Source organism: Gilliamella sp. B3022 (genome assembly GCF_028751545.1).
GTDB lineage: Bacteria > Pseudomonadota > Gammaproteobacteria > Enterobacterales > Orbaceae > Gilliamella.
The window spans coordinates 1,629,052-1,642,371 of the sequence record NZ_CP071867.1 but is presented as its reverse complement, the minus strand read 5'-3'; the positions used below and the strand labels follow the sequence as shown (position 1 = coordinate 1,642,371).

Annotated in this window: 12 protein-coding genes; 1 reads left to right on the top strand and 11 read right to left on the bottom strand. The window is 34.1% G+C overall.

What is annotated here, in order from left to right; all coding sequences use genetic code 11:
* Positions 1–66 precede the first annotated feature (66 nt).
* Complete coding sequence (locus tag J4T76_RS07415) at positions 67–705, top strand: autotransporter outer membrane beta-barrel domain-containing protein (protein WP_267355557.1); 639 nt, start codon at positions 67–69, stop codon at positions 703–705.
* A 469-nt stretch (positions 706–1,174) separates the two neighbouring features.
* On the opposite strand, the gene yfbR is transcribed toward J4T76_RS07415, so the two are convergent.
* The 11 genes from yfbR to mraY form a co-directional block, all read right to left on the bottom strand.
* Positions 1,175–1,768, bottom strand: a complete 594-nt coding sequence (gene yfbR, locus J4T76_RS07410) for a 5'-deoxynucleotidase (RefSeq protein ID WP_267339895.1) — start codon at positions 1,766–1,768, stop codon at positions 1,175–1,177.
* Between the two features lie 83 nt (positions 1,769–1,851).
* Entirely contained in the window at positions 1,852–2,766 is a 915-nt protein-coding gene (gene lpxC, locus J4T76_RS07405; RefSeq protein WP_267339896.1) for a UDP-3-O-acyl-N-acetylglucosamine deacetylase, read from the bottom strand.
* A gap of 67 nt (positions 2,767–2,833) precedes the next feature.
* Complete coding sequence (gene ftsZ, locus J4T76_RS07400; RefSeq protein ID WP_267339897.1) at positions 2,834–3,973, bottom strand: cell division protein FtsZ; 1,140 nt, start codon at positions 3,971–3,973, stop codon at positions 2,834–2,836.
* A gap of 81 nt (positions 3,974–4,054) precedes the next feature.
* Positions 4,055–5,308 carry a cell division protein FtsA gene (ftsA, locus tag J4T76_RS07395; RefSeq protein ID WP_267339898.1) on the bottom strand — a complete coding sequence of 418 codons (1,254 nt, stop codon included), beginning with the start codon at positions 5,306–5,308 and terminating at the stop codon, positions 4,055–4,057.
* A 21-nt stretch (positions 5,309–5,329) separates the two neighbouring features.
* Complete coding sequence (locus J4T76_RS07390) at positions 5,330–6,157, bottom strand: FtsQ-type POTRA domain-containing protein (protein ID WP_267339899.1); 828 nt, start codon at positions 6,155–6,157, stop codon at positions 5,330–5,332.
* Between the two features lie 12 nt (positions 6,158–6,169).
* Positions 6,170–7,078, bottom strand: a complete 909-nt coding sequence (locus J4T76_RS07385; RefSeq protein WP_267339900.1) for a D-alanine--D-alanine ligase — start codon at positions 7,076–7,078, stop codon at positions 6,170–6,172.
* Positions 7,079–8,527: a UDP-N-acetylmuramate--L-alanine ligase gene (murC, locus tag J4T76_RS07380; RefSeq protein WP_416380539.1), complete on the bottom strand. Its 1,449-nt coding sequence runs from the start codon at positions 8,525–8,527 to the stop codon at positions 7,079–7,081.
* Between the two features lie 148 nt (positions 8,528–8,675).
* The gene (gene murG, locus J4T76_RS07375; RefSeq protein WP_267339901.1) at positions 8,676–9,728 is read right to left on the bottom strand and encodes an undecaprenyldiphospho-muramoylpentapeptide beta-N-acetylglucosaminyltransferase; all 1,053 of its coding nucleotides are present in this window, start codon (positions 9,726–9,728) and stop codon (positions 8,676–8,678) included.
* Positions 9,728–10,879, bottom strand: a complete 1,152-nt coding sequence (ftsW, locus tag J4T76_RS07370; protein ID WP_267339902.1) for a cell division protein FtsW — start codon at positions 10,877–10,879, stop codon at positions 9,728–9,730. Before ftsW ends, murG begins: the two co-directional genes overlap by 1 nt.
* A complete protein-coding gene (gene murD, locus J4T76_RS07365; RefSeq protein WP_267339904.1) occupies positions 10,876–12,210 on the bottom strand; it encodes a UDP-N-acetylmuramoyl-L-alanine--D-glutamate ligase in 1,335 nt (444 codons plus the stop codon). The genes ftsW and murD overlap by 4 nt, the downstream gene beginning before the upstream one ends.
* A gap of 21 nt (positions 12,211–12,231) precedes the next feature.
* On the bottom strand, positions 12,232–13,314 hold the full coding sequence (gene mraY / locus J4T76_RS07360) for a phospho-N-acetylmuramoyl-pentapeptide-transferase (RefSeq protein WP_267345358.1): 1,083 nt from the start codon (positions 13,312–13,314) through the stop codon (positions 12,232–12,234).
* Positions 13,315–13,320: the final 6 nt, after the last annotated feature.

Genomic DNA, 13,320 nt, shown 5'->3' with positions numbered 1-13,320 from the left:
CAAAATTGGCGGCAGAACGACAAATTTATCGTTACTATGAGCAATTAGGTACTCAAATTAAAAATATTGCTCAAGGTTTTTGCTCAAAATTTAGCAAAAGTATCGTACGAATCACTTTACAATATAGCCGAAAATGGCAATGTAAGTTCTGATAAATCTTTAGCTGGAGATTTGAATTGGGAAATTCTAGCAGCTATAGGAAAAGGAAATTTGGCAATTGAAAATAGAAATACAGCTCTATATTTCAACAAGAATTTAGCAGGATTATACAATAATCATCATGGATTACATTTAACAGAAATCACAATGCATTCGTTTAATTATACTCGAAATACAAATAATGACTATGACATCTCTGGATACAAATATACATCTAGTGGTTTCATAGTAGGATATGATAAAAAAATAATTGATAATTTTTTAGTCGGCACAACGTTGAGTTATACTTCGGGTAAATACAAAGATAATGCTGCATCCTCGAATAATTCCGATATAAGTAATTATCGAATCCAATTATATTCTGGCTATAGTTTTCCAAATAATATTATAATTTCTGCTTATGTTGGTTACACTTATGGAAAAATCATCTTAATACCTATGATAATTATTATTCAATTAATGAGAAATTTCACAGTAATACTTGGAATATTGGGAATACTATTGGATATAATTGGCAAGTTAAAGAAAGTTAAATTTAACGCCTAGTATAAGTTTAAATTATCTCTATACAGAAAACAGTTCACATAATGCTAGCTATAATAAAATTGACCTAGTTAAATATGGTAAAGCATCAAATTCGACATTATTAATTCCTCTGGATCTGAAAATTGATTATTTAATTTTCTAAAATCAGGATATACAGTTAATTTAAGTCATAATGAATTTGATAGTGATATCACTATCAATGGAATTAATGGAATATCTAAAATGAGTTCCCATACCTCTAATCGATCTAATAATCAATACAATCTAGGATTGGAACTAACCTATAATTATAATCTTATTGATCTTAATATTGACTATCAATATTTTGGCGAAAGCAAGACAAACTCAAACTATATTACTGTGCTTGCTAAATTTAATTTTTAATCATCTAAAATAACAATAGGATGTTGCATATATTTTTTATGAGCATCTAGACCTCAATAATCATTTTTTTGAATATTAAAATCTACTAATAATCCATAGTGATTTCATCTAAAGATAACTTAAAACTTGGAACAAAGACTTCTAAAAAATAGTCCATTTCAGGACTATGACGTTGTGATAAGGTTTTTTTTAAACGCTGTTCTGCTAATCTAAATTCATTATTGCCAGCACTCAGTTCCTCAATCGTTTTTAAATACGCACATAATGCATCAGCTTGCTTTACTATACTTTTTTCTGCTTCATCATAATAGTCATCATCAATTAATAATTTAAACTCATCTTGTAACTCTTTAGGAAGCATATTTATAAGCTTATGCTGTGCTATTTTTTCAATCTTTTTATATTCAACCGTGATTTGTGGGTTATAATATTTCGTTGGTGTTGGTAAATCTCCTGTTATTACTTCTGAAACATCATGATACATAGCCAATAATGCAATTCGTTCAGGATTAACATTACCATTAAATTTTTTATTTTTAATAATTGCTAAGGCATGTGCAATAAAAGCAACTTGCAAACTATGTTCAGATACATTTTCAGTTCTCACATTACGCATTAATGGCCAACGATTAATTAATTTTAATCGTGATAAATGAGCAAAAAAATGGCTGCCGTTCATATAAAAATCTCTTTTTTAAAAAATAAAAACGCCTCCATATAATTGGAAGCGTTCAATCGATTAAAATGTATTACTTTAGAATTTTATGCTAAAACAAGTTGTTGTGTACCTAAAGCAAGTGGAACATTTTGCTCTTCAGTAAATGTTACATATTCCCATGCTTCTTGGTTTACCAACAATGATTGTAATAATTGGTTATTTAAAGCATGACCTGATTTATAACAAACAACTTCACCAATCATGTTATGACCACTCATGAATAAATCACCAATAGTATCAAGCATTTTATGACGAACAAATTCATCTTCAAAACGTAAACCATCTTCATTAAGTACTTTGTAGTCATCAACAACAATAGCACAATCCAAACTACCACCTAAGCATAACCCTTTTGATTGTAACGCTTCAATATCTCGCATAAAACCAAATGTTCTTGCTCGGCTAATTTGGCGAATAAAAGATTCAGACGAAAAATCTAATTGATAACGCTGTGAGCTACTATCAATAGCCGGATGATGGAAGTCGATAGTAAAATCTAATCTAAAACCATTATACGGTCTTAATTCTGCCCATTTATCGCCGTTTTCAACTCGAACTGTTTCTTTAACTCGCAAAAATCTTTTTAATGCATTTTGTTCAGTAATACCTGCATCAAGTAATAAATATACAAATGGACTTGCACTACCATCCATAATTGGAATTTCTGGCGCATTAACTTCAATAATAATATTATCGATACCAAGACCTGCTAATGCTGAATTAATATGCTCAACAGTTGAAATGCGAACATTATCTTCATTCACTAGACATGTACAAAGCATAGTATCACGCACAGATTTAGCATCAACAGGGAAATCCACATACGGATTTAAATCAGTACGACGATAAATAACCCCTGTGTTTTCAGGTGCGGGACGTAAGGTCAAAGTAACTTTTTTGCCAGTATGCAAACCAACACCTGTCGCTTGTATTGTCTTTTTTAATGTTCTTTGTTTCACTTTGCACCTACTATTCTATTTGTTTTTACTGAAATATTAGACAATAAAAAATCAACTAAGTTCAATACTAATTTGCCTGCTTACGGATAAATGCAGGAATATCTAAAATTTTATTTTCTTCAAGAGGAGAAATACCTTGTTCATTCACAACTTTAGCTAATCTCTCTTCTTGTTGTCCTAAATTACCACTTTGACCAAATAATGGATTTTGAGTCATTGGTTTAGCTATTTTTACTTCTGGACGTTTGTCCATACCAATACCTGTTGCTACAACCGTTACTCGAATCTCATCTGACATATCTGGATCAAAAGTCGTACCAACCACAACAGTCGCGTTATCAGAAGCAAAAGCTCTAACTGTACTACCCACTGTTTCAAACTCTTCTAATCCAAGATCTAAACCAGCTGTAACATTGACAAGGACACCACGAGCTCCCGATAAATCAATATCTTCAAGTAAAGGGCTTGAAATTGCCATTTCAGCCGCTTCTTCAGCACGATTATCACCACTCGCACAGCCTGAACCCATCATAGCATATCCCATTTCAGACATAACCGTTCTGACATCGGCAAAGTCAACGTTAATATGACCTGGTTTAGTAATCAGCTCTGCAATACCTTGCACTGCACCTTTTAACACGCCATTAGCTGCTGCAAAAGCATCAAGCAGTTTAACTCCACGACCTAACACCTTTAATAATTTATCATTTGGTATCGTAATAAGCGAATCTACATGCTTTGCTAATTCAGCTATACCTTGCTCAGCAAAAGCCATGCGCTTTTTACCTTCAAAACCGAAAGGTTTAGTCACAACAGCAACAGTTAAAATACCTAACTCTTTAGCTATTTCAGCAACTACTGGTGCTGCACCTGTTCCTGTGCCACCACCCATTCCAGCAGCAATAAACACCATGTCAGCACCTTCAATAGCACTACGAATTACTTCACGATCTTCCTCAGCAGAGTTTCTACCCACTTCAGGATTGGCTCCAGCACCAAGTCCTTTAGTAACATTGGTACCGATTTGGATAGTTTGACCTACCTTAATTCTTCGCAATGCTTGTGCATCTGTATTTGCCGCAAAAAACTCTACACCTTCGATATGTTCAGCAATCATATGTTCGACAGCGTTACCGCCACCACCACCTACACCAATAACTTTAATGACTGCTGCTGGTTCATCATCTGCAACCATAGGCTCAAACATAACTTATCTCCAAATTTACGCTCTACGAACATTGTACAGATAACCGCCTGCAATGTCCACGAAGTTCTTGTAATATATTAGCTAAAATTCTTTTTTAAACCAACCGGTCAAACGTTTAGCTATCCCTTTTAATGATGATTTATCACTATCTTTAGAGTCATCATTTAATAAACTCTGTTTTCCATAATGCAATAATCCTACTGCTGTTGAGCAATAAGGTTTTTGTACATAATCCGTTAAGCCCGAAATATTTAAAGGATGACCTATACGCACTTGATTTTGAAAAACTTTTTCAGCACATTCAACCATTCCTTTAATTTGTGCTGCGCCACCGGTTAATACAATCCCTGCTGCTAATTGATATTTGACATTTTGTTTTTTCAGCTCATCTTGTAATGTGAGCAACTCTTTTTGTACTAATGAAAGAAGCTCTGAATATCGGGGTTCAATGACATCAGCAAGCGTTTGTCTTTGCAAAGAACGTGATGGCCTTCCACCAACACTTGGCACATCAATCACTTCATCTTTACCAATTAGCGAGCCTACGGCACATCCATAACGGATTTTAATATTTTCAGCATCCATCGGAGGTGCACCAAATGCATAAGCAATATCACTAGTAACTACATTTCCTGCATAAGGTATGACAACGGAATGTCGTAATGCACCACCTGTATAGACAGTTACATCCATTGTCCCTCCCCCCATATCAATGACACAGACACCAAGTTCTTTTTCATCATCAGTTAATACGGCATAGCTAGAAGCTAAACCAGAAAAAATAAGTTGATCCACCTTCAATCCACAACGTTCAACAGCTTTTACAATATTTCTTGCCATATCGTTATGACAAGTAACTAAGTGTACTTTTGCTTTCATTCGTACACCTGATAAACCGATTGGATTTTTTATCCCTTCCTGTAAATCAATAGAATATTCTTGAGCAATCACATGCAGTATACGGTGTTCATCTAAAATTCGAACTGATTTTGCTGTATGCACAACATTTTCAACATCTTCTGCTGTCACTTCTTCTTCTGCAATTGGCACCATACCAATTTCATTTTGACAACGAATATGTTTTCCTGAAAGGCTTAAATAAACGGAAGATATCTGGCAGTCAGCCATTAGCTCTGCTTGATCAACTGCTCGTTGGATTGATTTCACTACCGACTCGAGATCGTTAACACCACCTTTATCAACCCCTTTTGATGGGCAATGACCTACACCGATAATATTTATAATACCATCGGGAAGAACTTCACCAACGAGAGCAAGTACTTTAGAGGTACCAACTTCTAATCCAACAACCAATTTTTTTTCTGTTGCTTTCATATTTCAGCCTTTATTGATTCCTTACTGCGCTATTTTCTCTGTTTGTACTGAAATACCATTTTCATAACGTAAATCAGCGACTATTATTCTTTCATCAACCGGCGTTTTTGACTTAATTTCAGGAAACAATCTAATAAATTGCTCATAACGTTCTTCAATGTTTTTATTTCCCAACACTAATTTTATTTCCTGATTTTCATCGCATACACCAGCTATACATTGTGTAACCATCAGTTGTAAAGAATTACGCTCATCAGATATTGTAGCGTTAATCTGTAATGCCAACTGATTATTAGCTAATTTTTTAGAAAGATTTTCTAATTTATAATAATTTTCAAGTACAGATTTAGCTTTACCCTCTGGACCATAAAGCCTTGATAACTTTAAATCAGCGATACGATCCGATGGCACACTAAAAACATTTCCTTTTTTATCAAGAAAAAACAAATCATTCCAATAATAGGCTGGCTTATAGTCTTCTACGTAGACAATTAATCTATCCGGCCACTGTTTTCGCACACTCGCTTGCTTAACCCATGGAAATCTCATTATTTCTTGCTGAATATCAACAACATCTTGCCCAACATAAGTATTAGGCAAACCTAATCCTAAAATTGCCTCACGAAGATCATCTTCTGTTGTAAAAATGTGCTCACCACTTAATGTTAACTGTGACAGTACCATTTGTTCAGGATCATCCATCCAGTTTTTAATGCTTTTTACAATCCAAGCACTTATTAGAATAATCACAATAAAGAACAAAAATCCCATCAAATGTTCTTTACTGCGAAAAATAAGCAGCCTTCTTCTTTCATCTCTTCTATGTGCTGCTTGTCTAACTTGTTTCATAAAATTAGCCAGTTAAACTGCTGCTAGTTGTAATATCTGGCTAACTAGTTGATTAAATGACCAACCATGTTGTTTAGCTGCCATTGGAACTAAGCTATGATCTGTCATACCAGGAGCAGTATTAACTTCAAGTAAATATGGTTTTTGACTATCATCAAACATAATATCGACTCTTCCCCAACCTCTGCAACCAACAGCTTTATAAGCATCCAAAGCTAATTTACGGATTTCTTGTTCTTTTTCATCAGATAATCCACTTGGACAAAAATATTGAGTTGAGTCTGATAAATACTTTGCATCATAATCATAAAATTGGGTAGATGGCTTAATGTAAATTGAAGGTAAAACTTCATCTCCTACTATTGCCACTGTAAATTCTGGACCTGATAAAAATGATTCAACCATCACAACACTATCATATTTAAAAGCAATCTCAAGGGCAGCTTTTAATTCCGATACTTGATTAACCCTAGTCATACCTACACTTGAACCTTCATGACTAGGTTTAACAAACAAGGGTAAACCCAATTGTTTAACAATATCGTCAATATCAATGGATTGCGTTTTTTCCACCATTACATAATCAGCAACAGGTAAACCTAATGATTTCCAAACTAATTTAGTTTTTAATTTGTCCATTGTTAATGCTGAAGACAATACGTCACTGCCAGTATAAGGAATATTTTGATAAGTCAATATTGCCTGAACAATACCATCTTCACCACCTCGCCCATGTAAAATTACAAAAGCCTTGGTGTATCCTTCTTGTTTTAAATTAGTTATAGGGTGATCTTTTGTATCAATAAGATGTGCATCAATACCATTTGCTAATAAACCGGTTAGAACCGCATTACCTGATTTAAGCGACACTTCTCGCTCTGCAGAGGTACCACCATATAATATGGCAACTTTATCAACCATTTATAATTCCTCTTTTGAAAATAATTGTGTATTGGCCAACTGACGTGCAACTCGACCAACACTACCAGCACCTTGTGTCAATAAAAGATCTCCACCTTTTAATATTTCTTGCATAATTTCAGGTAATAGATTTAAATCAGACACATAAATGGGGTCAACTTTACCTCGATTGCGAATAGTACGACATAATGAACGACTATCAGCGCCAGCAATTGGTTGCTCACCAGCTGAATAGACATCTAACATAACAAGCGCATCAACTTGTGATAATACTTGTGCAAAATCATCAAATAAATCTCGAGTGCGTGTATATCGATGTGGTTGAAATAACATAACTAATCTACGATCCGGCCAACCATTTCTTGCAGCTTGAATGGTTGCATTAACTTCACTTGGATGATGACCGTAATCATCAACCATCATGACATCGCCCCCATCTGAATTAGGAAAAATACCTAATAAATCAAAACGTCGACTAGTACCTGCAAATTTAGCCAAAGCTTTTACAATAGATTCATCATCAATACCATCTTCAGTTGCAGCAATGATAGCAGCTGCTGAATTTAGGGCATTATGTTTTCCTGGTGCATTTAATTCAATTTGTAAATCTTGGCGATCAGGGCGACAAACGGTGTAATAACTAACACCTCTTTCCTGACGATAATTTTTAATAACAATATCTGCCTCTTCATTGAATCCATAAGTGATGATTTTACGACCAACAATTGGCAATAACTCACGATTAATTGGATCGTCATAACACATAATAGCTAAACCATAAAACGGAAGATTACGTAAAAACGAAATAAAGGTCTGTTTGAGATTTTCAACACAACCGTTATAAGTATCCATATGATCAGGCTCTATATTTGTTACTATAGATACCATTGGTTGTAAATGAAGAAATGACGCATCACTTTCATCTGCCTCTGCAATAAAATAACGACTGCTACCTAATCTAGCATGTGTTCCAGCAGCTTTAACTAAACCACCATTAACAAAAGTTGGATCAAGTTTTGCCTCAGCATAAATAGCTGTAACCATTGCCGTTGTAGTAGTTTTACCATGAGTGCCTGCTATTGCAATACCATATCGAAAACGCATCAATTCAGCTAACATTTCTGCTCTTTGAATAACCGGTATACGAGCTTCACGTGCTGTAATTACTTCAATGTTATCTTGTGAAATAGCTGAAGAAATAACGACAACACTTGAATTACGCACATTTTCAGCGGCATGCCCAATAACAATTTTTGCACCTAATGTTTCTAAGTGTTGAGTAACCGCATTTTCAGCAATGTCTGAACCACTAATTTGGTACCCTTCATTAGCCAGAACCTCAGCAATGCCCCCCATTCCTGCGCCACCAATCCCAACAAAATGGATATGTTTAACACGTTTCATTACGGGAATAATTGCTCTTAATTCAGCTAATTCCTTAGTATTCACTATTTAACTCCTAATCATTTTATTTAGTGTTTATCGTCAAATCTTTATGGAAAACTCAGTTCATATTACGAATTTATAATTTCAATAAAACATTTAACTCAAAACTACAAATTAACCGAAACCATTACATAACGTTATGTAAAAATTATTATTTTACCACTGAACAAATAGTTTCAGCCACTTTTTCTGTAGAATCGACAATAGATAAACTTTTTGCTTTAATGGCCATATCTGTTAACTTATCACGATTAAAATTCAATAATAAACTTGATAACACTTCAACATTAAAATTTGGTTGTTCTATAATATATGCTGCTCCGATATCGGCTAAAGATTTTGCATTCCAATATTGCTGGCGATCTTTATGCATAAATGGAATAAATATTGCACCAATTCCAACAACTTCAATTTCACTTACAGTTAATGCTCCACTACGGCAGATTACTATATCAGCCCAGCTGTAAGCTTCAGCTACATCAGAAATAAATTCAGTAACCTTATTCTTTGTCATATCACAATTTTGATAAGATTGAGAGACAGAATTCAACATCCCTTTACCTGTCTGATGCCATACCACAAAGTTATCGGATAACTTTGTTATCGCTTGAGGTACTATGTCATTAATAACTTTTGCTCCCTGACTGCCTCCCATAACTAATACTCTAATAGGTCCATTTCGATCTTTAAATCTTACCTCTGGATTTGTAATAGTTAACAAATCATTTCGTACCGGATTACCCACTAGTTCAGCTTTATTAAATGCCGTTGGAAATGCTTGTAACACTTTAGTTGCAAATTTTGCAAGATATTTATTAGTTAAGCCAGCTATACCATTTTGTTCATGCAATACAATAGGTATACCAAGAGTTTTAGCCGCTATAGCACCTGGACCAGAAACATATCCCCCCATGCCTAGGACAACATCAGGACGATAAGTTTTTAAAATTTTTCTAGCTTGTAATACTGCTTTTAAAATTTTATAAGGTGCTTTTAATAATGCCATTCCCCCTTTTCCACGTAATCCTGAAATCTCGATAAAATCAATATCAATACCATTTTCAGGTACAAGACGCGCTTCCATCCTATCTGCAGTACCCAACCATCTCACTTGCCAACCTTGTTTCATCAAATAATGCGCAACTGCAATACCAGGAAAAACATGACCTCCTGTACCACCTGCCATAACTAACAATTTTTTCATTACTTTATAATCCTAATTCTTGCTTGCGATTGTTTTTGTCTAAATTCGAAATCAATTCTTAGTAATATTGCTACAGCAATGCTCATTACTATAAGACTTGAACCACCATAACTAATAAATGGTAATGTTAATCCTTTAGTTGGTAACATACCTGATGTAACTCCAATATTCACAAATGTTTGAAAACCAAACCAAATACCTATTTCACAAGCTAAATATCCTGAAAACAGTGAACCGTCATTTAATGCTCGGTATCCAATGGCCAATGCTTTAAATGTTAAAAAGAAAAGTAATATTAATAAGGTAATTACACCAACGTAACCAAATTCTTCCGAAATAATTGAAAAAATAAAATCAGTATGACATTCTGGTAAATAGCCTAATTTAAGAATTGAATTACCCATTCCTTGACCGGTGATACCACCACTACCGATTGCCATTAATGATGCAACTAACTGATATCCCGAACCTGTCGCATCTTGCCAAGGATCAAGGAAGGTTAATAAACGAGTTAAACGATAAGCTTCAAACAATATCAAACAAATTACAGCACCAACACCAGTTAATAAAATAGCAATAAATTGCCACAATTGAGCTCCAGCTATAAATAATATGCCGATTGTCACCATAAATAATACAATAACTGTCCCTAAATCAGGTTGTTTGAGTAACAAAATAGAAAGAACTGTCATTACAACCATAGGTTTAAAAAATCCCCAAAATCGATTTTGGACTTCATCAGATTTTCTTGATAAATACCCTGCTAAAAAGATAAAAAGGGATAATTTAGCTAACTCCGCTGGTTGAAAATTAAAAACACCTAACGGAATCCATCTTGAAGCACCATTGATTGAAGAACCTATACCTAAAACTGCAATTAACATTATAATGGCAACAATTAATAATGCAGATCCAAATTGTTGCCATCGTTGCATAGGAATATATAAAGTAATAATCATCAATAACAATGAAATTGTTATCTGAATCAGTTCTCGCCGTGTATAAAAAAAAGGATCGCTTTCACTAAATGACATTGACGCTGATGTGACCATTATCAAACCAAATACCATTAAACTAAGGATTATCCAAAGTAATGAATTATCAAATGGTATATTAGGATTAACTTGTTTTTTTATTCCTAAAAGTGTCATTTTTCACTCCTTAGAACATATTGCTTGGCAAGATAGGCAAAGAGATTTCCTCGCTCAATATAATTTCTAAACTGATCCAAACTTGCACAAGCAGGGGAAAGCAAGACTACATCTCTTGATAGTACTTTCCGAGCTATAATTTGCATAGCATCTGTCATCGTTTCTATAACGGTAGATAAATTAGGCGCTAATTCAGCAAGTAAATTACGATCTCGACCAAAACAAAAAATTTCAAGATTTTTATCTTGTAAATAAGGAATTAAAGGAGAAAAATCAGCTGATTTTCCATCCCCACCTAATAATAAATATAATTTTCCATGACAGACAACACTTTTCAATGCGGCTTCAGTACTACCAACATTCGTTGCTTTAGAATCATTAATCCATTTCACACCATTTTGTTCTAAAACCAACTCAAAACGATGCGGTAAACCTTGAAATGTCATAATTGTAACTAAGCTTAACTGCCTATCTATATTTAATTTATCGGAAATAGCTAATGCAGCCAAAGCATTAAGATAGTTATGACAACCTATTAGTTTCATATCTTGAGTTGACAGTACGGGGTGATTTTGAGCAATTAAATATTCACATAGCTCATCTAAATGGTAATCACCTTCTTTTAATCCAAATGAAACTGTATGATGATGTTTAGATAATGGTACAGTTAATTGATCATCATGGTTAATTATGCAATATCTCGCATTATGATAAATCCGTTGTTTAGCCGCTGTATATTGCTTTAGACCTAATGGATAACGATCCATATGATCTTCGGATATATTTAAAATTGTAGCGACTGTGGCTTTTAGACTATTTGTTGTTTCTAATTGAAAACTAGATAGTTCAAGTACATATACTTCACAATCTTGATTTAATAAAGATAATGCTGGTTCACCAATATTACCTCCAACACCAACTTTAATACCTGCAGACTTAACAATTTCACCAACTAAAGTTGTCACTGTCGTTTTTCCATTCGCACCAGTAATTGCAACAATTTTTTTATTTTCTTGTTGATTCACTTCACGACAAAACAGCTCAATATCGCCTATAATTTCAATACCTTTGTGAGATGCTTGTTTCAATTCAGGTGAGGATAGGGCAATACCAGGACTGACAATAATTAAATCAGCAGCTAATAGCCAATCAATTTTTAATGCCCCTAAATGATAATCAATGCGATCATCTAATTGTTCTAATCCTTGCGGTTTTAGACGGGTATCAATGACTTTAGGAATAACATTTTGAGCAAGAAAATAATCAACACAAGATAAACCTGTGATGCCTAATCCAATAATAACAATATTTTTGCCCTGATAGTTAACCATAATTTAATCCTGATATTTTTATTAACGTAATTTCAAAGTTAATAAGCCAATTACAACTAACATTAATGAGATTATCCAAAACCGCACAATTACACGAGGTTCTGGCCAACCTTTTAATTCATAGTGATGATGAATGGGTGCCATACGAAATATTCTTTTTCCCCGTAATTTAAAGGAACCCACTTGCAATATAACCGATAAAGTTTCAATAACAAAAATACCGCCCATTATCAGTAATAAAAATTCTTGCCTTAGTAAAACAGAGATAATGCCAAAGACTCCACCTAAAGCTAATGAACCAACATCTCCCATAAATACCATCGCGGGGTAGGTGTTAAACCATAAGAAACCTAGCCCAGCACCAATAATAGCGGTACAAATAATCATTAACTCACCACTAAATTTTATATACGGAATATGTAAATAAGCAGCAAAATTGACATTACCTGTTGCCCAAGAAACCAGTGCAAATCCAGCTGCAACAAATACCGTTGGCATAATCGCAAGTCCGTCGAGTCCATCTGTTAAATTAACGGCATTACCAGCGCCTACGATGACAAAATAAGTAAGTAAAATAAAACATATACCTAATTGTGGCATGACATCTTTAAAAAATGGTACTACGAGCACTGTAACTGAGCTATTTTTACCATAAGCATAAAGACCAAAAGCTACAACTAAGGCAATTGACGATTGCCAAAAATACTTCCATCTTGCAATCAACCCTGCACTATTTTTACGAATGACTTTTAAATAATCATCAGCAAAGCCAATTATTCCGTAACCAATTAATACAAATAATGATATCCAAACATAAGGATTGCGAAGATCGGCCCATAGAAATACGGATAACAAAATAGAGGCTAAAATTAAAATTCCTCCCATAGTTGGAGTGCCTTTTTTACTTAAATGAGATTCTGGACCATCATTACGAATAACTTGACCAATTTGTAATTTTTGCAACCAATCAATGACTTTTTGTCCCATAATTAACGAAATAGCTAATGAAGTTAATAAACCTAAAATAGCTCTTACCGTTAAATAAGAGATAACATGAAAAAAAGTAAAATATTTAACCAAATATTCTGATAATAAAACCAACATAATTTT

What these genes read in the sequence shown, in the direction of transcription:
- yfbR (WP_267339895.1), bottom strand. Translation starts at nt 1,768, where the DNA reads ATGAACGGCAGCCATTTTTTTGCTCATTTATCACGATTAAAATTAATT.
- ftsZ (WP_267339897.1), bottom strand. Translation starts at nt 3,973, where the DNA reads ATGTTTGAGCCTATGGTTGCAGATGATGAACCAGCAGCAGTCATTAAA.
- ftsA (WP_267339898.1), bottom strand. Translation starts at nt 5,308, where the DNA reads ATGAAAGCAACAGAAAAAAAATTGGTTGTTGGATTAGAAGTTGGTACC.
- J4T76_RS07390 (WP_267339899.1), bottom strand. Translation starts at nt 6,157, where the DNA reads ATGAAACAAGTTAGACAAGCAGCACATAGAAGAGATGAAAGAAGAAGG.
- J4T76_RS07385 (WP_267339900.1), bottom strand. Translation starts at nt 7,078, where the DNA reads ATGGTTGATAAAGTTGCCATATTATATGGTGGTACCTCTGCAGAGCGA.
- murG (WP_267339901.1), bottom strand. Translation starts at nt 9,728, where the DNA reads ATGAAAAAATTGTTAGTTATGGCAGGTGGTACAGGAGGTCATGTTTTT.
- ftsW (WP_267339902.1), bottom strand. Translation starts at nt 10,879, where the DNA reads ATGACACTTTTAGGAATAAAAAAACAAGTTAATCCTAATATACCATTT.
- murD (WP_267339904.1), bottom strand. Translation starts at nt 12,210, where the DNA reads ATGGTTAACTATCAGGGCAAAAATATTGTTATTATTGGATTAGGCATC.
- mraY (WP_267345358.1), bottom strand. Translation starts at nt 13,314, where the DNA reads ATGTTGGTTTTATTATCAGAATATTTGGTTAAATATTTTACTTTTTTT.